Source organism: Acinetobacter sp. 766875 (assembly GCF_000582055.1).
GTDB classification, from domain to species: Bacteria; Pseudomonadota; Gammaproteobacteria; order Pseudomonadales; family Moraxellaceae; genus Acinetobacter; species Acinetobacter nosocomialis.
On sequence record NZ_JEXX01000006.1, the window covers coordinates 19,872 to 40,307 of the forward strand.

A 20,436-nucleotide genomic window follows, 5' to 3' on the forward strand; every position below is an offset into this window, starting at 1 on the left:
CGGATCGTGAATAATCTACCTAACCTATCGGATTTAAAGGTTTTTTGCACAGTCGCCAAACTAAAAAGTTTTGTCGAATCTGCTGAGGAACTCGGGACATCGCCAGCTTTTATTAGCAAGCGAATTAATATTCTAGAAAACACGTTGAGCTGCAAACTTTTTCATCGCAGCACGCGTCACGTTAGCCTGACAGAAGATGGCAAACTCATACTTGAGAGAGTTTCAAATATTCTTGAAGAATTTGATGAAGTCTGCGAACTGGTCAATAACCCGCTCAGTACGCCTACGGGTCGTATGGATATTATTAGTAGCTTTGGTTTTGGCAGAAAACATGTCGCACCAATTTTGTCTAAATTAATGATGCTGTATCCAAAACTACAGATTCATTTTGATACCATCGACAATACCAAAGACCTGATTCAACACAGTATTGATTTAGACATTAGAATTGGTAATGAAATTGCACCCAATATGATTGCGAAGAAGCTGGCTTCTAATTTTCGTATTTTGTGCGCGTCACCGAGTTATTTACTTAAACACGGCGTACCGGACAGTATTGAAGATTTGCAAACACATGACTGTTTAACAATTAGTGAACGCGACCAATCCTCGGTTTTATGGAAATTTAGGCATGCTTCCGAAGATGTCTCAGTACATATCAAACCCCGCTTTGTTTCAAATAACGGCGAAATTATTCATCAACTTGCCATAGAAGGTCACGGTATTATTTTCCGCTCGATTTGGGATGTTGCAGATGAGTTGATTACTGGCCAACTTCAGCATATTTTGCCTGAGTACTGGCAAGATGCAGATGTCTGGGCAGTTTATCCATCACAACTCAAAAGCTCCTCCAAACTGCAAACCTGTATTTTGTTTATTCAAAATGAATTGCTCAATCGTTTACAGCATGTGCAAAACCTAAGCCGCGGTCAACTCATTTCACCAGCGGTCAAACGAGAACCACCGCCTGAAAAAGTCTTTCTATAAAAAAAGCCCTAAGTGGGCCTGTTCACTTAGGGCAATAGTTTACTTTTAACTTTTAGAAATAATATCCAATTGAAAGATAAAACAGTTTATCCCAATCATTACTGCTACCTTGTGCAAGGCCATTCGCCCCACCACCTACCATTGGATCATTTTTACTCATAATATATTCACCCTGAATACCAATGGCTTTGTAATTAAAATAAACGCCTGCAATTAAACGCTCAGAGTCTTTATATCCATCCTCATCTTTGAAAAAGCGGCTATGAGAGATATAGGGCTTAATATTTTCAATTTTGTGGAATGGCTGAGCAAAGGTATAGTTAATTTCATTGACCAGATATTTGCCTTTGTTAGCAACTTGATACGGATAATCAAATGCTCCAATGGTTGAGCTATTTGGCAATAAATTATCGCCATTAGTGACATCTTGCTTACCTGCTAAGAACATCCATTGCCATGCTTGATATTGCGTTTGAGCAAATACATTCCATGATTTGCGGTGTCCATCTTCGTCTGTTCTTTTATTTTCTAAATCAGAATACCAAACTGAACCACCTAACTCGGTCGAAAATTTTTGAGCTTTATCAAGCTCAAATTTTCTAGAGGCCCGCGCAATCCACATATTTTTTTCTTCAATATTGGTCCCTACCGTCAAGTCATCAGCTTCAACGAAATTACCACTATATCGGCTTGAGTCTTTTGATGTCCCCTTATAATTTCCTCCATCAGTTGGATAGAATCCTAAGGTTAAATTGTATTTGTCATCTGCAAATTTATATTTAATCCCTAGATTATCAATATCTTCTAAACCAACGGTATTTAAAAGCGTTTCGTAATAACTACTTCCCCAAAATTCACCAAAGCCAAAATCAACAGGCTGCAAACCTACCGTGACTCTTTGTTGGTCAGATAACTTATACCCTACCCAAGCTTTTTTTAGAAAAATCGCATCACACAAGTGATCATATTGATAACAACGAGCATCTGCCCCTGCAATCCAGTTTGGATTTTCATAACCCAACACTAATTTAATATCTGTGAGTCGCCAGTCATCATTTTGGGAACCTTCATTCGCCCCGACCACATAATCTTTATGTAAATAGCGAGAACGTATTGCACCAGACACTTTAAATTGACCCGAATCTAAAGTTGGATCACCCCAACTCAAATCAGCTGCAGAGACTTGTGTTCCAGAAGTTAAACTTAGAATTCCTAAAAATAATAATGACCTTTTCATGTCTTCAACATCCTTGTTAAGTGTTATAAGAACATGAAGAAATTGGCTTAGACAAACAATGCCAGAAGTATGAAGTCGGTCTTTACAAACTGTGTTTAATCAAAAAACAAGCATAAAAAAAGACCACGCAGGAGCGTGGTCTGTAAAATGGTGGCTATGACGAGACTTGAACTTGTGACCCCCGCATTATGAGTGCGGTGCTCTAACCAACTGAGCTACATAGCCGTAAACTGTGCGCGCATTATCTTAGCTTCTTAACCGCGCGTCAAGAAAAATTTTCAATAAAATGAGGTGAAGTGAGCCTATAAGCCGGGTTCTGTCGAGGATGGTCATTCCTCTAGGCGTACAATCACTCATACGCTCAAGCGACCTACCCGAATCCAGTACGGGCCGCACCTAGGATTCCTATTTGGTCTTGCTTCTGGTGGGGTTTGCCATGCCGTGAACTGTTACCAGACACGCGGTGCGCTCTTACCGCACCCTTTCACCCTTACCTCACGAATGAGGCGGTCTACTCTCTGCTGCACTTTCCGTCGGCTTTCACCGCCCAGGCGTTACCTGGCACCCTGCCCTATGAAGCCCGGACTTTCCTCTCCTGCTTCAGTCACGGAGACCTCCACAGCAGCGACCATCCGGCTCACTTCGAGGGCGCATATTAACAAATTTATTCACTAATTGCTTGTGCTTTTTTGAGCAATTAATCTTTTATATTTGTCTAATAGCTGTTCTTCCGTTTCCTCATGCTGCGGATCTTTAGGAATACAGTCGACTGGACAAAATAATTGACATTGTGGCTGGTCATGGTGACCAACACACTCTGTACATAAATCTGGATTAATTTCATAAATCACTTCACCCATAAAAATAGCTTCATTTGGGCAAACTGGTTCACAAACATCACAGTTTATGCACTCATCGGTGATATATAACGACACTTTACCAACCTTGTTGATGTTTACGTTCAAAAGCTTCAACCACAGCTTGCGGAACAAACTTGGTTACATCCCCTTTCAAACGTGCAATTTCTCGGATCAACGTCGAAGAAATAAAAGAATACTGTTCCGAAGGTGTTAAAAACACGGCTTCAAAATGTGGGTCCAACTGGCGATTCATATTAGCCAATTGAAACTCATATTCAAAATCAGATACTGCTCTTAAACCACGAAGTACTGCTGTAGCCTTTTGTTCTTTGAAAAAATTAACCAATAAACCATCAAAACCTACAAATTCAACATTTGATAGATGGCCTAATGATGACTGTGCCAGTGCAACTCTCTCTTCTAGACTGAACAAAGGATTTTTATGATGTCCAATTGCAATCGCTACTACGACCTCATCAAACATTCTTGATGCTCTAGTAACTAAATCAACGTGCCCATTTGTGATAGGGTCAAATGTTCCAGGATAAATTACACGCGTTTTAGACATCCGCTAGTACTCTAATTGTATTGTGCACCTATTTTAGCAAAAGTTATACATGAGGCGAAATATTGATATGTGGGAAAAAACTTCACCTTGGCATCAGTTTACGGCACAATAGGGGCAATTGTGGAAGTTTGAATTATGGCGAAAGCAACAGTAGTAAAGAAACATAATGGCGGAACCATCGCACAAAATAAACGTGCCCGTCATGATTATTTTATCGAAGAAAAATTTGAAGCTGGCATGTCTTTACTCGGCTGGGAAGTAAAGTCTTTACGTGCTGGTCGTATGAGTTTGACAGAAAGTTATGTCATTTTTAAAAACGGTGAAGCATTTTTATTTGGTGCACAAATTCAACCGCTCCTTTCTGCATCTACACATATCGTGCCGGAAGCTACACGTACACGTAAATTATTATTATCTCGTCGTGAACTTGAAAAGCTTATGGGTGCAGTGAACCAAAAAGGTTATTCGTGCGTTCCATTAGCGTGTTACTGGAAAGGTCATCTGGTCAAGCTTGAAATTGCACTCGTGAAAGGTAAACAACTCCACGATAAACGTGCAACTGAAAAAGAACGTGACTGGCAACGTGATAAAGCCCGTATATTTCATAAATAATAGACTAAAAAGCCTCTATAAAGAGGCTTTTTTATTTTTTACTAATTTAATCTATATAAAAGTCCAGCAATATATTCACCAAACCATTTAGCAGTATTTAAATCACCTTGTGGCGGTGTAATTTCAACTGGTGCATTATCTGATTGAGTCATTAAACCTAAACAGCTCGATAAACGGTTTAAATCAGTTTCGGTATGGCCTGTTGTCATTAAAGGTAAACCTGACCAGAGCATGCCATGCTGCATCGCAAAAATATTAAGTTGTTGCAAAACCGCCAGTTTATCACCACTCAAACCACCCGAATTTGCAAAACCCGCTGCTAATTTGCCTTGCCATAAACGATTTTTCCAACGTTTGGAGGTACTATCCATAAACTTTTTAAAGTCGGCAGTTACACTCCCCATATATGTTGGCGAGCCAAAAATAATACCCTGTGAGGCATCTAAAACATCCCAGTCAATGTGCTCAATATTCATCACATGTACTTTAACACCCATCACTTGTGCACCAGCAGCAATAGCAGATGCTACCTTTGCGGTATGACCATATGGACTGTGATAGACGATAGAGAGATGTTTTTCAGGCAAAGACATAAGCTTAATATTTTTAGCGATTTTTTGTATTTTATCATTTAATTAAAAGTTGCTAAACCGTGATCTAAAAATATCAAAAATTAGCTTTTAAGCAGTTTATTTAAGTAAATACAAAAAATAAAAAACTCCCTTATATTATTTTTAAATTTAAATAACATAAGGGAGTAATATCACAACAATCGTACTTCTAAAATTAAATACGATTTTTATAAATTACATAAAAACAAAAGTTGCCATACGGCCAGTTTTAGCATCACGGCGGTAAGAGAAATACTCTTCTTGCTGTTGATATGAACATTGATCGCCGCCTAAAACTTGCTTAACACCAAGCCTTTGCAAAATAAAACGAGCAATCGCGTATAAATCTGCATGAAATTTATCTGGAGCTGCTCCATCAATAAATGCAGTTTCCAATTCAGGATATTTACTACAAAAAGCAGTTTTTACTTCAGCTCCAATTTCAAAACAAGGTTGACTAATCGCAGCTCCTAACCACGCCCAAGTTGGAGGGCTTTGCATTGCAGCAACTGTATTTTCAATAATACCACCCGCCAAACCTCGCCACCCTGCATGTAAGTTGGCAACTTCAGTGCCCTCTGCGTTACCAAGTACTACAGGCAAACAATCGGCTGTCATCATCATTAACGCATGACCTTTGGTTTGAGTAACCAATCCATCGCCAATTAATGCTGTAAAGGAAATTTGTTCATTTACCGTATGACAAATCGTACTATGCGTTTGGGTCATCCATGTCATTTTCTTAACACCAAACTGAGCAAATTCGTCTAAAAGCATCATTCGATGCTGCTGAACGCGTGCAGCTTCGTCTTTAACGTGTAAAGCAAGATTAAATCCAGTTAATTCGGTTTGGTCTGTTGGCAAAGCCAAAGGATGTTGAACACGTGTCTGCCCTACAAATACGCCTTGCGGTAAACCTTGAACAAATTCCATATGCATGTCCTTAATATGCAGCGTTTTCTGAACGTAGCACATTAACCAACTGAGTAAAATCTTCAGGCCAAGGTGCTTCAAATAACATTTCTTCACCAGTACGCGGATGTTTTAAACCCAACTTAGCTGCATGCAATGCTTGACGTTTGAAACCACGTAAAGTTTCAATGAGTAATTCAGATGCACCAGCAGGTACACGTACACGGTTCATATAAACCTGATCACCAATCAAGCCGTAACCAATATAACTAAAATGCACACGAATCTGATGAGTTCGGCCTGTTTCAAGACGAGCTTGCACACGAGTAAAATCTTTAAAACGCTCTTTTACGTTGTAATGCGTCACTGCATCACGCCCACCCGGTAAAATCGCCATTTTCACACGGTCAACTGGGTGACGTTTAATTGGCTCATCAATCGTACCGCCAGCAATAATATTTCCATAAACAACTAAGTCATATACACGATAAACCGACTTATTTGCCAATTGTTTACTTAAAGAAAATTGCGCTTCTAGTGTTTTAGCAACAACTAATAGTCCACTGGTGTCTTTATCAATACGATGTACTAAACCAGCACGAGAAAGTTCTGCCAATTTTGGAAAATGATAAAGCAAGGCATTCACTAAAGTTCCAGAGGTATTACCTGCTCCTGGATGCACTACCATCCCTACTGGTTTATTAATGACTAAAATATCATCATCTTCATAAACAATATTAAGTGGAATGTTTTCAGGTTGACTCGTCGTCTGAGCTTCAAGCTCAACTTCGAGCGTAAGTAGCTCTGTCCCTTCACAACGATGCTTAGGTTTAACAATGTTACCATTCACCAACAGATGGCCATCCTTCAACCATTGCTTGAGCTTTTCACGCGATAACTCACTCCACACCATGGCTGCAACTTGGTCGATACGTTGCCCTAAGTAGCTTTCATCTAACTGAACTTGCAACGATAAACGTGTTGCAGTTGTATCAGAAGTATGGTTATCTGCATCCTCAGAATCTTCAAGTAAATTGAAGTCGGTTTCAGAGAAGTTTGTGTTTGAAGATTGTGCTGAAGTCATTTGATCATTGAGATAAAAGTGGTTTAATAGCGCAATTGTAGCTCATTGCCCAACATAACAGAGGAGTTTTTATGTCGCTACCACGTTATAAAATTACGATGCTTGCCTTATCTCTAGGTGTAGCGTCTGCATTTGTGGGCTGTAGCAGCAATCCAAGTAAAAAAGAAGTGGTCGATACTGGCCCGCAATCTAGTGAACAAGCATATTTTGAAAAGGCCCAAAAATCTCTTGATCGTGGTCAATATCTTGAAGCTACTAAATCTTTAGAAGCGATTGACACCTATTATCCAACTGGACAATACGCGCAACAAGCACAACTCGAACTTCTCTATTCAAAATTTAAACAAAAAGATTATGAAGGGGCGATTGCTCTAGCTGAACGCTTTATTCGTTTAAATCCTCAGCATCCAAATGTAGATTATGCCTACTATGTACGTGGCGTATCTAACATGGAGCTGAACTATGACAGTTTATTGCGCTACACATCTTTGCAACAATCACACCGTGACATCAGTTATTTAAAAGTTGCTTATCAAAACTTTGTTGATCTGATTCGCCGCTTCCCAAGCAGCCAATATTCTGTCGATGCAGCACAGCGTATGAAATTTATTGGTCAAGAGCTTGCTGAAAGCGAAATGAATGCTGCACGCTTTAACGTTAAACGTAAAGCATGGGTTGCAGCAGCTGAGCGTTCACAATGGGTTATTGAACACTATCCACAAACACCTCAAATACCAGAAGCATTAGCAACTTTGGCATATAGCTATGACCAGTTGGGTGACAAAGCAACTTCACAACAATACATTGAAGTTTTAAAGCTTAATTATCCTAGCCTTGTTAATAAAAATGGCACAGTAAACATGCGTGCTGCCCGTAAAGAAGGCAACTGGATTAACCGTGCTACCTTGGGTATTCTCGGCCGTGAATCTAAGTCTACAACACCTGATACTACGACTACTGAAACAGAACCTAAACGTAGTCTACTGAACCGTGTAAGCTTTGGTTTAATGGGTAATTCTGGCAAAGAAGAAACTCAAGAAACAACAAAAGCACCGGTTGAGACTCCAAAAACTGAACGTAGCTGGACTAACCGTTTAAGCTTCGGTTTACTTGATAAGCCTGAAAAAGCAGCAGAAGGTGCAACCACTGCACCTGCAGCATCTTCAACTGAACCGGACGACGCTGCTCAATAAGTCATAACAGCTTAAAAATAACCAACAAACAGGCAAGTGATATGACTTGCCTGTTTGTTTTTATAAAATAGTAAAATATTTATCGGGCATATCTCGTTTCATCATGTCAGAATAATCTGACCTATCGCATCATTAGTTTAAACACGGTTATCTGAATTATGGCAATTCCACAGCATACGATTGATCAGATTCTAGATCGGACAGATATTGTCGATCTGATTGGTCAACGTGTGAAATTGAAAAAGACCGGACGAACATATTCTGGTTGTTGCCCTTTTCATCAAGAGAAAACCCCTTCTTTCCATGTTTATCGCGATAAACAGTACTATCATTGCTTCGGTTGCCAAGCAAACGGCAATGCCATCCGTTTCCTAATGGATATTGATAACCGAAACTTTATCGATGTAATGAAAGAGTTATCGAGCAATGCAGGTGTCGAATTACCCAAAGATAATACCGATAATAAAAAACTGTCTTATACACGCCAGGTTACCAAACCACCAGTTCCAGCAAAAACAGTTGTTGAACCCAGTACTCAAGCACCTGTAGATGATCAGTACAATACACTTGAACCAGTGTATTTTGATGATCCTTTTGCCCAGTTCGAACAGCCATTTAATTTTGAGGAACCTGTACAAGAAGGTAATTTATACGACCTTCTAGAAAATGTTGCCCAGTTTTATGAGCATCAATTACCGACTAGTCAAAAAGCCAAAAATTACTTTAAGCAACGTGGTTTAAGTGACCAGACTATTCAGTTCTGGCGTTTAGGTTATGCACCAGAAGACTGGCAGCATCTAGAAAAAGCTTTTCCTTATGATATTGAGGGCTTAAAGCAACTTGGCCTCATCCGTTCAAGCGATAGTGGTCGTGACTTTGACCTTTTACGTGATCGTGTCATTTTTCCAATTCGAGACCCGAAGGGTCGTGTAGTTGGTTTTGGTGGTCGTGCACTCAATGACGAAATTAAACCTAAATACATCAACTCACCAGACTCAGAAGTTTTCCATAAAAACCAATTACTTTATGGTTTATATGAAGGTAGAAAATTAAAGTCTAACGACTGGTTAATGGTTGAAGGATATATGGATGTTATTGCTTTACAGCAATATGGTATTACAGGCGCTGTCGCGACTTTAGGAACGGCAAGTAATACAGAACACCTTAATATTTTATTTAAACAAAATAATCGAATTACAATCGCCTTTGACGGCGATATAGCAGGTCAAAAAGCAGCACGTCGAACTTTAGAAATTGCGTTACCACTTCTAAATGATGGACGTGAGCTTAAGTTCTTTGTATTGCCAAATGATCACGATCCAGATTCATTAATTCGACGTGAAGGCCTCGAAAACTTCCAAAGACTTTTACAGCAAGCGCCCCTGCTCTCTGACTTTGTTTTTGCACATCTTACTGGCCAACATGATATTAGTACGCCTGAGGGCAAAAGTCTTGTCATGGGCGAACTAAGAGAACTAACCGAGTTATTACCCAAACAGGGATCTTTCCGTTATCTATTAACCCAATCTTTCCGTGAAAAGTTAGGGTTAGGTAAGCGCTTTACCCCACAAATTAGTCATGATGCATCGTTATCTTTTAATATTCAGACAAAAGATGAAGACTTTGCTGTCGCAATTTTGATGCACCATCCGTTTCTTTATATTCATTTTGAAGGATTACGGGCTTATATTCCACAAGATGAGTTATTGGCTAAAATATTAGCAATTCTAAATCGTATATTTGATGAATTGCCTGATGACCAAGAGTTAGCGACATATTATGTGTTAGGTGCATGTAGCAGTTATTGCCATGAAATTGCAGATATTATGCAAAGAACTAATATTCAGGCATTAACTCAAGCACCAGAAGTAGCAGATAAACTCGCTAAAGAATATGCATTAGGCTTACAAGAAAGATATTTACGTCAAAAGCTAAAATCTAAAATTTCTTTAGTTGAGTCAAGAAACTTAAGACAACAACTCAATGAGCTCACCAAACAAATTAGCTTAAGATTATTGTCTTAACGTTTCGGTTTTCGCTCATGATCAAATACATCCTGTAGATGCTGTTGGAGCCACTCGAAATAATCAGGACTTTCTGCTTTAGCAGCTTCACGTAACAACATAGACGTTGGATGCATTAACTTTTGTGTTAAGCGGTGAGCAAATTCTTTAAGTACTTGCTCTGGATTGCCGCCATGGTGCAATGCGTCTAAAGCATGAGCAAGTTCTTGCTGACTAATTTCTTCACTATGGTGGCGGTAAGCATGGATTGTACTGCCTGCTTCTTTGACTTTTTGATGTGTAATCAATTGGGTTGCTAATTGATTCACCATTACCTCAGCTTCAACAGCTGCTTGACGGCGTTGGGCTAGGTTTTCATCAATTACACTTTGTAAGTCATCAACTCCGTATAGATATACGCCATCAAGTGATTCCACTTTAGGGTCAATATCGCGCGGTACAGCTAAATCAACCATTAACATTTGTTGATAACGGCGCTTTTTTAATGCCGTTTTGACATCTGCATATGCAATAACTTGATGCAAACTACCTGTGCAACTTGAAACAACATCTGCACGGTATAAATTTTCTGATAAAGCTGAAAAATCAATAATCTCAACTTCAACTTGATGGGCAATTTCTTGAGCTAGCAGGTCAGCACGTTCACGGCTACGATTACAGATAATAATCTTGGCAACACCCATTTCCGCTAAGTGCTTGGCCACCAGACTATTCATTTCACCTGCTGCAACCACCATAACAGTGAGTTTTTCAGGTTTACTAAAGACTTGTAAGGCTAATTGTGCAACAGCATAACCCATTGAAACTGCATGACTACCTACAGCTGTTTCTGTACGCACACGTTTTGCCGCATAAAAAGCGTATTCAAATACACTGTTTAACTCAGGAGAAACCGTCTGCGCTTCTTTAGACAATGCTAGAGCATTTTTTACCTGCCCTAAAATTTGTGGTTCACCTAACATTAAGGAATCTAAACCACTTGCAACACGCATTAAATGTGTGATCGCTTGAGCATTCTCGTAACGATAAACATGATGAATTAACTGCTTTACATCAATATTATTGGCATCGGCTAACCATTTCAGAAGGCTTTCGGCATCTTCCGCCATGGCGTAGACTTCTGTACGGTTACAGGTTGAGACAACCACTAAGTCTTTTAAAGACTCATGATGGCGTTGCTCGGCAAGCAAATTACTTAATCGCTCTGCATTGAAAGCAATTTGCTCGCGGAGTTCTACAGAAGCTGTTTGATGGTTGACACCCAATGCAAAGAAAGACATATCAGATCATCATTTCGCTAAATTTATGCTATTGTGCAACATCGGTGTCATAAAAAGCATTACTTTGGATCAATAAAAATTGCGTCAAATGAATAGCCGTATTAATTTTAACGGTGCTTCGATAAGACAGTATTCTACCACATTCTTATTGTTAGGTAGCATGTCCTCATATGTCTATGCACGTCCGTTGCAAGAGACCTATGCCGTGCATTCATTTGATCAGGCTCTACAACAGAGTATGGTCGCTGAATTTGCCTTAGCTTATGACGATATTCCTACGGCACTGCATAATTACACCGTACTTGCAATTAGAAGTAACTCAACAACCATTAAACAGCGTGCTTTAGATGTTGCACTTGAATACAACGACTTACAAGCTGCACTAAATATCGCAACACATTGGGTCGTTCAAGAGCCTAAAGACGTCCCTGCTTTGTTTTATTTATCGCATATTGCATTAAAGACACATGAATATCAGCTTGCTGCTGAAACTTTGGATAAAATTTTAAAAATAGATCCAACTGCCGATCTTGAACAAATTTTGGCAAGTATTGCACCCGAAAATGCACAAGACCGAGAAGTTTTATTAACAGCTTTACGTTCAAGTGCAGAAAAGGAAAATCCTTCTATTTTAGCGCTTATCGCTAATCTGGAAGCACAAAATGGCCAATTAGAACCAGCACTAAACACCATTAATCGTGCACTACGCCGTCGTCCTAAAGTAACCAGTTTTATCTTGATGAAAGCCAACCTGTTGATTGCCCTAAGTGATCAAGAAGGTGCTTTAAAATGGTATGCAAAATCCAGCCGTAAATATAAGAAAAATCTAGATATTCGATTAGCTGAAGTACGATATCTCATTCAGATTAATCAGCCCCAGCTTGCTCTTGAAAAATTAGAAAAAATTATTGAGAGTAATCCTCGTGCTGAAGAAGCATTATTTATTGCGGGCTTAACCAGTATTGACCTGAAGCAATATGATAAAGCTGAACAATATTTGGTTGATTTACGCAACTCTGCAAAGTATCAAAATGAAGCGTATTACTACCTAGCAATCAATGCTGAACGAAAACAGCACTATGAGACTGCTAAAGCCTATTACCGTTTAGTAGATGGTAGTCTTTACATTGTTTCCAGACGTAATCTTATTGCGATTTATGATAAGCAAGAAAATTTACATGATGCATTACGTTTTTTAACTCAAGAGCGAGTCAATTATCCGCAGCATGCAAGCTTTCTCTATCAAGCTCAAGCTGAAATTTTAAAGAAGATGGGCAATAAAAAAGCTGCATTAAATTTATTAGATGAAGCGATCAAAAACTTACCAGATGATCCAGAACTCATCTATGCAGAAGTTTTATTATTAGACCCTTATACCGACCGCGACAAACTTGATAAAACACTGAAGCAATTATTACAGTTAGAACCGAATAGTCCGACTTATCTAAATGCTTATGCGTATACGTTGGCTTTACAAAACCGTAGATTAAAAGAAGCACGACAGTATGCTGAACAGGCATTGGAATATGCACCTGAGCAAGCCTCAATTCTTGATACGCTAGGCTATATTGCATTCTTACAAAATGATTATGAAGCAGCAGCGGAAGCTTTAGGCAAAGCATATGAACTCAGCCATAACATAAATATTGGCATTCGCTACGCTAAAGCATTGTATATGCAAGGATCGTTAACTCAATTTAGTACCGTGTTACAACAACTGAAACAAAAGCACGCGAATGATCCACAATTGCATCAGCTTGATGCGTTAATTTTACCTACATCTGTAAAAAAGAGTTAAATTTATGAGCAAACTTGCCCAACTGTGCACAGCGATCTGTGGATCAAGTGTATTATTCTTAACCGGTTGTCAGCATTTTACTCAGCCTAAACCCGCAGTTACCCACCAAGTACAAGATGAAAAACACTTCAATTTGCAAGGTAAAATTGGAGTACGTACTCCCCAACAAAGTGGTAGTGCTTTTTTCACATGGGTTCAACAGCAAGATAATTTTGATATTGAGTTAAGTGGAATTTTAGGTGTTGGAAAAACACAAATTCAAGGAAAACCGGGTGAAGTCACTCTAAACAGCGCTAAAACTGGCGTTATTACAGCAGCATCTCCTGAAGAGCTTTTAGAGCGTGCTACTGGTTGGCAAGCACCAATTACTCATTTAACCAGCTGGATTTTAGCGAAACCTGCAACTTTAAATGCCCAAATTAGCAAAGATAATGCAAACCGTGTGAGCCAACTCATTGAAGATGGTTGGACGGTTAATTTTAGTTATGATGGTGAACAAACTTTACCAAATAAACTGGTTTTAAAGCAGGCGCTTGCTGAAGATAAAGAAAACCGTATTACAATGGTTATCCAAAACCGTTAAGTCTAATTATATAAATCTATGATTCGAGTTCCTTCTCCAGCCAAGCTTAACCTGTTTTTACATATAACGGGACGTCGTGAAAATGGTTACCATGAATTACAAACCATTTTTCAACTCATTGATTTATATGATTGGATGACTTTTTCCCCTATTGAGAAAGATGAAATCCAGATTGAAGGTTTAGGTGAGGTTCAACTTGAGCAGAATCTGATTTATCGGGCTGCTCAAATATTAAAACCGCATGCAAAAAAATTGTGTGGCCTACATATTAACATTGAAAAAAATATTCCAATGGGTGCAGGTCTAGGCGGAGGTTCTTCGAATGCCGCCACAACGCTCATTCTTTTAAATCAATTATGGCAATGTGGCCTAACTCAGACAGAGCTTGCTGACTATGGTGTAAAACTTGGTGCTGATATTCCTATTTTTATTTATGGTAAAAATGCATGGGCTGAAGGTATTGGTGAACATTTAACATTCATAGACTTAGATCAAAAACAGTTCATTATTTTAAAACCTGATTGTTTTATCAGCACTCAATTGCTTTTTTCACAAAAAACATTGACAAGAGACACTAAGACCACTAAATTTTGCGCCTATCAGTTAGAACCTTCTAATTTTGGAAATAACTTTGAGCCTTTGGCTAGAAAGTTATACCCTGAAGTTGAAGAAGCAATGCAATATCTTGATCAATTTGGTCATGCAAAGCTTACAGGTACAGGTGCTTGTGTTTTTACTGAAGTAACTGATGAAATGAATGTTGATGACATTCTTAAACGTGCACCATGTAAAGCTTACTTGGTACATAGTTTAAAAGAATCTCCTTTACATCATTTTAAAGTTGCACGTTAGGGGCGTCGCCAAGTGGTAAGGCAGCGGGTTTTGATCTCGCCATCCGTTGGTTCGAATCCAGCCGCCCCTGCCAATTTCACCTGTAATGATGATTATATTAGGGGCGTCGCCAAGTGGTAAGGCAGCGGGTTTTGATCTCGCCATCCGTTGGTTCGAATCCAGCCGCCCCTGCCATCATATATATCATCGAATTTAGGGGCGTCGCCAAGTGGTAAGGCAGCGGGTTTTGATCTCGCCATCCGTTGGTTCGAATCCAGCCGCCCCTGCCATTCTTCTTATTTTAAAGACAGACTTAATTGCCTTGCTTTTTGTTGATTATTCTTGACATTGCATTGCAAAAATATTAAAGTTCTGCCGCATTAGGGGCGTCGCCAAGTGGTAAGGCAGCGGGTTTTGATCTCGCCATCCGTTGGTTCGAATCCAGCCGCCCCTGCCATTCTTCTTATTTTAAAGACAGACTTAATTGCCTTGCTTTTTGTTGATTATTCTTGACATTGCATTGCAAAAATATTAAAGTTCTGCCGCATTAGGGGCGTCGCCAAGTGGTAAGGCAGCGGGTTTTGATCTCGCCATCCGTTGGTTCGAATCCAGCCGCCCCTGCCATCTATTTCATTACATACCAACCGCCAAGGGTGCTTCATGCCCAATCTTGTCGTTTTTAGTGGAAATGCTCATCCACAGTTCGCTCAAAAAGTCGTAAGTCACTTACATATCCCTCTAGGTGCTGCATCAGTCGGTCACTTTTCTGATGGAGAAATTTCAGTAGAAATTACTGAAAATGTTCGTGGTAAAGACGTATTTATCGTTCAGCCTACTTGTGCGCCTACCAATGATAACCTTATGGAAATCTTGGTTATGGCAGATGCTTTGCGTCGTGCAAGTGCTGGTCGTATTACCGCTGTTATTCCTTATTTTGGTTATGCTCGCCAAGACCGTCGTCCACGTTCTGCACGTGTGCCGATTACAGCTAAAGTTGTTGCAGACATGCTTACCACTGTTGGTATTGATCGTGTCGTAATGATTGATTTACATGCTGACCAAATCCAAGGTTTCTTCGATATTCCAGTCGACAACATCTACGGTACTCCTGCTTTGCTTGCTGACTTACGTCAACAACAACATGATAACCTTATGGTGGTTTCTCCTGACGTTGGTGGTGTAGTACGTGCTCGTGCTGTTGCCAAACAGATGGGTGACATCGATTTAGCAATTATCGACAAACGTCGTCAAAAAGCCAACGAATCGCAAGTTATGCATTTGATTGGTGATGTAAAAGATCGTGATTGCGTTATTGTAGATGACATGGTTGATACTGCTGGTACATTGTGTAAAGCAGCTGATGCACTTAAGCAATTCGGTGCACGTCGTGTTGTTGCATATGCAACTCACCCTGTACTTTCAGGTAAAGCAATTGAGAACTTACGTAACTCAGTAATTGATGAGTTAGTCGTAACTGACACAATTCCTCTTTCTGAAGAAGCATTGAACTTGGGCAAAATCCGTCAAGTTTCTGTTGCTAGCATGGTTGCTGAAACGATTCGTCGTATTAATAACGAAGAGTCTATCAGCGCGATGTTCGATAGTTTATAATATTGCAGCTTTTTCTTAACCCTGGCCTTGGCTGGGGTTTTCTATCACTAAACTGGTCGCAAGTTTAGTTTATTTAATCTTTAATGAGGATTTATCTCATGGCAAACTTCGTATTCAACGCTCAAGCGCGTGCTGAAGACAAACAAGGGAAAGGTGCGAGCCGCCGCCTTCGTCGCGAATCTTTAGTTCCAGCTATCATCTACGGTGGTAACGCTGAACCTGTAAGTGTTACTTTAGAACTTCGTGAGCTTGTAAAAGCTTTAGAAAGCAATGCTTTCTTTGAAGAAGTTGTAGAAATCAAAGTGGGCGATAAAGTTGAAAACGTTAAAATCCAAGCGTTACAACGTCACCCATCTAAAAACACTCCTATGCACGCTGACTTCAAACGCGCATAAGTGTTTAAAGGCGTAAATTAGTGTCAAATATTTCGCTAATTGTTGGTTTGGGCAATCCTGGTTCAGAATATGCCCAAACCCGCCATAATGCAGGTTTTTGGTTCGTTGAACAGCTTGCAGATAAATATGGCATTACATTAAAAAATGATCCAAAATTTCACGGAATTAGTGGTCGTGGTAATATAGAAGGGCACGATGTTCGTTTACTTCTACCAACGACTTATATGAATCGTTCCGGACAAAGTGTTGTTCCTTTCTCAAAGTTCTATCAAATTGCTCCTGAAGCAATTCTGATTGCTCATGATGAACTTGATATGAACCCTGGTGTAATTCGTCTTAAAACAGGCGGTGGGCACGGCGGTCATAACGGTTTACGTGATATTGTTCCACATATTGGTCCAAATTTTCATCGTTTACGAATTGGTATTGGACATCCAGGTTCAAAAGAAAGAGTTTCTGGGCATGTACTCGGGAAAGCGCCAAGTAGTGAACAAAGCCTGATGGATGGAGCAATTGATCACGCTCTTTCTAAAGTGAAGTTACTTGTTCAAGGACAAGTATCACAGGCCATGAACCAAATTAATGCGTATAAACCAGCTTAAATTGTTGAACAATCAAGCTTGCTATCTTGCTTTTTTAGGAGCAAAATGCGCATCAGCCACATTGCCAGAACGGCAAAGGCAAAAGATTTCACTATAAGATCTTCTTAGGTCTACTCAGGAGACGCTAGCCATGCTATCTCGTTTATTAAAATGCAAAATTCACCGTGCAGTTGTAACCCATGCTGAACTTCACTATGAAGGTTCTTGTGCAATTGATGGCGTATTAATGGATTTAGCTGGTATTCGTGAATACGAAGAAATCCACGTTTGGAACGTAACTAATGGCAAGCGCTTCACAACTTACGCGATTCGTGGTGAAGATAACTCTGGCATTATTTCAGTAAATGGGGGTGCTGCTCACCAAGCAGATGTTGGCGATCTTGTAATTATTGCTACGTTTGGTGATTTCACCGAAGCTGAAGCAAATGCTCACAAACCACGTTTGGTATATGCAAACCCAGACAATACAGTCAACCACACAGCGAACTGCATTCCTGTTCAAGTTGCCTAATTAAAGATTTAAAAGTAAAAAAGCCCGTAAATACGGGCTTTTTTATACGCCTTTATAAACTTCTAGCAGTCCCCTTCCACCAACTGTGCTGTTGCTTACAGTTTAAAGGCTGTAGCTCTTCTCCACGTAAATCAAATAAAATCGCCTCTCCTTTTGTATTTACCTTAAATTCAGCATACTTTGCTTTCCCATAGCATTGAGCTAGACCCTCGGCAAATAAGAAGCTTCGAGAAGCTGGATATAAAGCCTGTAAACGATTTTCAGGATTTTTTAAAATTAAACGCTGCCCAGCAAATGAATTGTGAGTATCTAAAATGGTACGAACTACTCGATTTTGTGAATCTAAAATAACTTTTGCTGGAACAGAAGCATGATTAAAAATCACTTGATCTAAAGCCTCACTTTCACTTCCCGAAAGCGCTTTGAGAGATTGTAAATTTAATTCATATGCGAGCGCCATATAGTCCCCCTGTAAAATAGAGCGAGGGTCAACCGGCTTAAGCTTAATAAAAATACTTTTACTCTGATGCAGGTGCCATTCATTTTTCGCAACCAAACCTACAAAAAATAATACAGTGGCTACTGCAAGCATAAGGGAGAAATACTTTTTCATTACTTTTCCCCCTCAATAAAATTGCTTTTAGCTTCCTTCAGAAGCAATCCATATAAAGCCAACAATATAATTCCTGACACCCAGATTGATGCACTTTTAGCTAAAAAACTTAATTGTAAACTGTAATAAAGTTGCCAAAGCACAAAGGTAAATACTATGAGCGTAACACCATAAACAATGCGATCTTGATTTTTTAAAGCCCATATCAAAATTACAAATAGAATGAATACATCAAAATAGCCGAGTGCAATAAGTGCTATGCCAAAAATTAAAAAAGCAACGAAAGTTATAGCTTGAAGCTGCCTATATAAATAGAAAAGGCTAAAGCACAATAACCATAGACTTGGTAAAACATAGAGAAACCATAATGACTGATCAGCCGAATCAAGCAAGGCTAACCCTATAAAATTATCAAAGAATGAGTTCACCAAAATCACAGCAAGTACGCATAAGAAGATACTCCGCTCATACGATATAGCTGCTTTATTTCTTATTAGTAGTACTAAGCTAAAAATCAAATAGTTAAGTAAAGTTAAATTGAAATAAGTTTGAGTCGAATGTACTGACCACAATGAATGGTCTAGTTGCAGTATGTAGATAAATGCTATGCCATAAGTTGCCAGCATTTGAATTAAAATAAAGAACCAATGAGGCTTAAGAAAATAACTGATACATAGAATAAAAATCTGGGCAATCAATACCCATAGAATTTGATTTGTCTCAGAACCAAGATGGAATAAAAAGGCAGTCTGCCCACTCACAAATAAACAATATGCAAATTGCCGAATGAAATAGCTTTGAGATTTTGTTAGTAAAGTTATAGCTATAGCAACAAAGATGATTCCAATAATTAAAGAAATAGTCTCCCAAAATACGAGTGTAAATGCTGCAAGTGCTAAGCCAGCAAGCCAAGCACCAATTGCTAACGGAATGACATAAAAACGGCTTTGGCGAAAAATTCTTATTAAGAAGTAACTAATGAGTGCAAACCAAATGAAAATAATGCCCGCAATCAATAAAAAAATGAACTCATTAGAATCTTTAAATAAATGATTAATACCATCTACAAGCCATATTGTTGCGGTCACACCGAGAACAGCAGCCATTAAACTGGCACATAGCTGATCATTCTTTTTAAAGAAATAGTAGAAAGCAATAATTCCTAGCAAGAAAGCCGAGATCAGATACGGTAAATTTTTATTCGATAAAAATTGGATCATTCCTATTATTGAAATGACAGCAAACCAAGCAATAAAAATAAAACGTAAAGCCGTATATTTTTTTTGGCAGATCCAAAACTGCACAAGACTTAATAGATTTAGAGCAAAAAGATACAGGTAGGGAAACTTCTCTGCCCAAAAAGTCTGTCTAAAAAATAAAAAAAGTGTAAGTTGGCTTGTAATACAAACTAAAGCAAAAATACCGATATTAGGTCGATATAACCAAGGCAATAAAAGCAAAGTCCAAATCAAGAAAAGTAAATAACTGTCTGCACCAGTTTGATAAACTTGCCCAATTACAGCCAAACTCAAACCGACCATTAAGCCGCAAATGCCATGTAAAGTCTGCCGTACTCCTTCACTTAAAGTCGTCTTGACACTCATCCAAGCTGTCATAAGTAATATAACAGGTGGAATAATGAGTTGAATGCTATCTGGAAGCATCAACCAATTAGCAGCAATTAAGTACAGAATACTGAGCGCCATAAATACATAACTGAAAATATGGAGATGCTGAATAAATAAAGTATTCCTAAAAGGATAATAATCTCTTATCTGCATGAAACACCTATTTTATTTATAATTTTCTAGAAAAAACATAACATTCACTTTTAAGCTCAACAAGTAAGCTCTTGTTAAAAAGCCTATTTCAATTTATGAAAATATTTATTCATAAAGAGACTTAGCATTCTACAAAAGCATCTAGCCAATTTTGCCAAGCGCGCTATAATAAAACCCATCGCTTCAGGGCGGGGTGTAATTCCCCACCGGTGGTAAAGTTAATTTTTATTGTTAGATTAACAAGCCCACGAGCTTAAATTATGTAATTTGAGCAGATTTGGTGAAACTCCAAAGCCGACGGTATAGTCCGGATGAAAGAAGACGACGAACTGGAATAAATCCG

The 20,436-nt window shown here is 39.0% G+C and carries 20 protein-coding genes, 6 tRNA genes, 1 other RNA gene and 1 riboswitch; of the genes, 16 read left to right on the forward strand and 11 right to left on the reverse strand.

Annotation, left to right across the window (positions count from 1 at the left end):
• Positions 1-6: 6 nt before the first annotated feature.
• Positions 7-987, forward strand: a complete 981-nt coding sequence (locus J576_RS07330; protein ID WP_025467839.1) for a LysR family transcriptional regulator — start codon at positions 7-9, stop codon at positions 985-987.
• 52 nt (positions 988-1,039) lie between these two features.
• Here the strand turns inward: J576_RS07330 and J576_RS07335 are convergent, their stop codons facing one another.
• From J576_RS07335 to coaD, 5 genes are all read right to left on the reverse strand, one after another.
• Positions 1,040-2,224 (reverse strand): porin, encoded by a 1,185-nt coding sequence (locus tag J576_RS07335; protein WP_000830725.1) that lies wholly within the window; start codon positions 2,222-2,224, stop codon positions 1,040-1,042.
• Between the two features lie 148 nt (positions 2,225-2,372).
• Positions 2,373-2,449 (reverse strand) — tRNA-Met (locus J576_RS07340).
• Positions 2,450-2,513: 64 nt separating this feature from the next.
• Positions 2,514-2,868: RNase P RNA component class A (gene rnpB, locus J576_RS19345), an RNA gene on the reverse strand.
• 27 nt (positions 2,869-2,895) lie between these two features.
• A complete protein-coding gene (locus tag J576_RS07345) occupies positions 2,896-3,159 on the reverse strand; it encodes a YfhL family 4Fe-4S dicluster ferredoxin (protein ID WP_001979799.1) in 264 nt (87 codons plus the stop codon).
• Position 3,160: 1 nt separating this feature from the next.
• The gene (coaD, locus tag J576_RS07350; RefSeq protein ID WP_000047853.1) at positions 3,161-3,652 is read right to left on the reverse strand and encodes a pantetheine-phosphate adenylyltransferase; all 492 of its coding nucleotides are present in this window, start codon (positions 3,650-3,652) and stop codon (positions 3,161-3,163) included.
• A 135-nt stretch (positions 3,653-3,787) separates the two neighbouring features.
• On the opposite strand from coaD, the gene smpB reads away from it, so the two are divergent.
• Positions 3,788-4,264 (forward strand): SsrA-binding protein SmpB, encoded by a 477-nt coding sequence (gene smpB, locus J576_RS07355; RefSeq protein ID WP_001029798.1) that lies wholly within the window; start codon positions 3,788-3,790, stop codon positions 4,262-4,264.
• Positions 4,265-4,305: 41 nt separating this feature from the next.
• Here smpB and J576_RS07360 read toward each other — a convergent pair whose 3' ends face one another.
• The 3 genes from J576_RS07360 to rluD form a co-directional block, all read right to left on the reverse strand.
• Positions 4,306-4,857: a flavodoxin family protein gene (locus tag J576_RS07360; RefSeq protein WP_002050384.1), complete on the reverse strand. Its 552-nt coding sequence runs from the start codon at positions 4,855-4,857 to the stop codon at positions 4,306-4,308.
• Between the two features lie 213 nt (positions 4,858-5,070).
• Positions 5,071-5,808, reverse strand: a complete 738-nt coding sequence (gene pgeF / locus J576_RS07365) for a peptidoglycan editing factor PgeF (RefSeq protein WP_002050299.1) — start codon at positions 5,806-5,808, stop codon at positions 5,071-5,073.
• Between the two features lie 10 nt (positions 5,809-5,818).
• Positions 5,819-6,871 (reverse strand): 23S rRNA pseudouridine(1911/1915/1917) synthase RluD, encoded by a 1,053-nt coding sequence (rluD, locus tag J576_RS07370; protein WP_033855544.1) that lies wholly within the window; start codon positions 6,869-6,871, stop codon positions 5,819-5,821.
• Between the two features lie 71 nt (positions 6,872-6,942).
• Here rluD and J576_RS07375 point away from each other — a divergent pair, with 71 nt between their 5' ends.
• Positions 6,943-8,064 carry an outer membrane protein assembly factor BamD gene (locus J576_RS07375; RefSeq protein WP_002050442.1) on the forward strand — a complete coding sequence of 374 codons (1,122 nt, stop codon included), beginning with the start codon at positions 6,943-6,945 and terminating at the stop codon, positions 8,062-8,064.
• A gap of 158 nt (positions 8,065-8,222) precedes the next feature.
• Entirely contained in the window at positions 8,223-10,088 is a 1,866-nt protein-coding gene (locus J576_RS07380; protein ID WP_002050427.1) for a DNA primase, read from the forward strand.
• Here the strand turns inward: J576_RS07380 and hemA are convergent.
• Positions 10,085-11,368, reverse strand: a complete 1,284-nt coding sequence (gene hemA, locus J576_RS07385; RefSeq protein ID WP_002050406.1) for a glutamyl-tRNA reductase — start codon at positions 11,366-11,368, stop codon at positions 10,085-10,087. The genes J576_RS07380 and hemA overlap by 4 nt on opposite strands.
• A gap of 88 nt (positions 11,369-11,456) precedes the next feature.
• On the opposite strand from hemA, the gene J576_RS07390 reads away from it, so the two are divergent.
• The 12 genes from J576_RS07390 (at position 11,457) to panD (ending at position 17,699) form a co-directional block, all read left to right on the forward strand.
• Positions 11,457-13,166: a tetratricopeptide repeat protein gene (locus J576_RS07390; protein WP_004888494.1), complete on the forward strand. Its 1,710-nt coding sequence runs from the start codon at positions 11,457-11,459 to the stop codon at positions 13,164-13,166.
• Between the two features lie 4 nt (positions 13,167-13,170).
• On the forward strand, positions 13,171-13,749 hold the full coding sequence (gene lolB, locus J576_RS07395) for a lipoprotein insertase outer membrane protein LolB (protein WP_002050400.1): 579 nt from the start codon (positions 13,171-13,173) through the stop codon (positions 13,747-13,749).
• An 18-nt stretch (positions 13,750-13,767) separates the two neighbouring features.
• On the forward strand, positions 13,768-14,601 hold the full coding sequence (gene ispE / locus J576_RS07400; protein ID WP_033855545.1) for a 4-(cytidine 5'-diphospho)-2-C-methyl-D-erythritol kinase: 834 nt from the start codon (positions 13,768-13,770) through the stop codon (positions 14,599-14,601).
• Positions 14,600-14,674 (forward strand) — tRNA-Gln (locus J576_RS07405). The genes ispE and J576_RS07405 overlap by 2 nt, the downstream gene beginning before the upstream one ends.
• 26 nt (positions 14,675-14,700) lie before the next feature.
• Positions 14,701-14,775: transfer RNA gene (locus tag J576_RS07410), tRNA-Gln, on the forward strand.
• Positions 14,776-14,795: 20 nt separating this feature from the next.
• Positions 14,796-14,870 (forward strand) — tRNA-Gln (locus J576_RS07415).
• 92 nt (positions 14,871-14,962) lie between these two features.
• Positions 14,963-15,037: transfer RNA gene (locus J576_RS07420), tRNA-Gln, on the forward strand.
• 92 nt (positions 15,038-15,129) lie between these two features.
• Positions 15,130-15,204 (forward strand) — tRNA-Gln (locus J576_RS07425).
• Between the two features lie 36 nt (positions 15,205-15,240).
• The gene (locus J576_RS07430) at positions 15,241-16,191 is read left to right on the forward strand and encodes a ribose-phosphate pyrophosphokinase (RefSeq protein ID WP_002050293.1); all 951 of its coding nucleotides are present in this window, start codon (positions 15,241-15,243) and stop codon (positions 16,189-16,191) included.
• A gap of 98 nt (positions 16,192-16,289) precedes the next feature.
• Positions 16,290-16,586, forward strand: a complete 297-nt coding sequence (gene rplY, locus J576_RS07435; protein ID WP_002050375.1) for a 50S ribosomal protein L25 — start codon at positions 16,290-16,292, stop codon at positions 16,584-16,586.
• Between the two features lie 20 nt (positions 16,587-16,606).
• Complete coding sequence (pth, locus tag J576_RS07440) at positions 16,607-17,188, forward strand: aminoacyl-tRNA hydrolase (RefSeq protein ID WP_002050315.1); 582 nt, start codon at positions 16,607-16,609, stop codon at positions 17,186-17,188.
• Between the two features lie 130 nt (positions 17,189-17,318).
• Complete coding sequence (gene panD / locus J576_RS07445) at positions 17,319-17,699, forward strand: aspartate 1-decarboxylase (RefSeq protein ID WP_000952664.1); 381 nt, start codon at positions 17,319-17,321, stop codon at positions 17,697-17,699.
• A gap of 52 nt (positions 17,700-17,751) precedes the next feature.
• On the opposite strand, the gene J576_RS07450 is transcribed toward panD, so the two are convergent.
• Together J576_RS07450 and J576_RS07455 are read right to left on the reverse strand one after the other, a co-directional pair.
• On the reverse strand, positions 17,752-18,312 hold the full coding sequence (locus J576_RS07450; protein ID WP_002050291.1) for a GDYXXLXY domain-containing protein: 561 nt from the start codon (positions 18,310-18,312) through the stop codon (positions 17,752-17,754).
• Positions 18,312-20,093: a DUF2157 domain-containing protein gene (locus J576_RS07455; RefSeq protein ID WP_002050346.1), complete on the reverse strand. Its 1,782-nt coding sequence runs from the start codon at positions 20,091-20,093 to the stop codon at positions 18,312-18,314. The genes J576_RS07450 and J576_RS07455 overlap by 1 nt, the downstream gene beginning before the upstream one ends.
• A gap of 176 nt (positions 20,094-20,269) precedes the next feature.
• A riboswitch (FMN riboswitch) is annotated at positions 20,270-20,420 on the forward strand.
• The last annotated feature ends 16 nt before the right edge of the window (positions 20,421-20,436 follow it).

Excerpts from the sequence above, each read along its gene's own strand:
- J576_RS07335 (WP_000830725.1), bottom strand. The coding sequence starts at position 2,224 with ATGAAAAGGTCATTATTATTTTTAGGAATTCTAAGTTTAACTTCTGGA.
- coaD (WP_000047853.1), bottom strand. The coding sequence starts at position 3,652 with ATGTCTAAAACGCGTGTAATTTATCCTGGAACATTTGACCCTATCACA.
- smpB (WP_001029798.1), top strand. The coding sequence starts at position 3,788 with ATGGCGAAAGCAACAGTAGTAAAGAAACATAATGGCGGAACCATCGCA.
- J576_RS07360 (WP_002050384.1), bottom strand. The coding sequence starts at position 4,857 with ATGTCTTTGCCTGAAAAACATCTCTCTATCGTCTATCACAGTCCATAT.
- pgeF (WP_002050299.1), bottom strand. The coding sequence starts at position 5,808 with ATGGAATTTGTTCAAGGTTTACCGCAAGGCGTATTTGTAGGGCAGACA.
- rluD (WP_033855544.1), bottom strand. The coding sequence starts at position 6,871 with ATGACTTCAGCACAATCTTCAAACACAAACTTCTCTGAAACCGACTTC.
- J576_RS07375 (WP_002050442.1), top strand. The coding sequence starts at position 6,943 with ATGTCGCTACCACGTTATAAAATTACGATGCTTGCCTTATCTCTAGGT.
- J576_RS07380 (WP_002050427.1), top strand. The coding sequence starts at position 8,223 with ATGGCAATTCCACAGCATACGATTGATCAGATTCTAGATCGGACAGAT.
- hemA (WP_002050406.1), bottom strand. The coding sequence starts at position 11,368 with ATGTCTTTCTTTGCATTGGGTGTCAACCATCAAACAGCTTCTGTAGAA.
- J576_RS07390 (WP_004888494.1), top strand. The coding sequence starts at position 11,457 with ATGAATAGCCGTATTAATTTTAACGGTGCTTCGATAAGACAGTATTCT.
- lolB (WP_002050400.1), top strand. The coding sequence starts at position 13,171 with ATGAGCAAACTTGCCCAACTGTGCACAGCGATCTGTGGATCAAGTGTA.
- ispE (WP_033855545.1), top strand. The coding sequence starts at position 13,768 with ATGATTCGAGTTCCTTCTCCAGCCAAGCTTAACCTGTTTTTACATATA.
- J576_RS07430 (WP_002050293.1), top strand. The coding sequence starts at position 15,241 with ATGCCCAATCTTGTCGTTTTTAGTGGAAATGCTCATCCACAGTTCGCT.
- rplY (WP_002050375.1), top strand. The coding sequence starts at position 16,290 with ATGGCAAACTTCGTATTCAACGCTCAAGCGCGTGCTGAAGACAAACAA.
- panD (WP_000952664.1), top strand. The coding sequence starts at position 17,319 with ATGCTATCTCGTTTATTAAAATGCAAAATTCACCGTGCAGTTGTAACC.
- J576_RS07450 (WP_002050291.1), bottom strand. The coding sequence starts at position 18,312 with ATGAAAAAGTATTTCTCCCTTATGCTTGCAGTAGCCACTGTATTATTT.
- J576_RS07455 (WP_002050346.1), bottom strand. The coding sequence starts at position 20,093 with ATGCAGATAAGAGATTATTATCCTTTTAGGAATACTTTATTTATTCAG.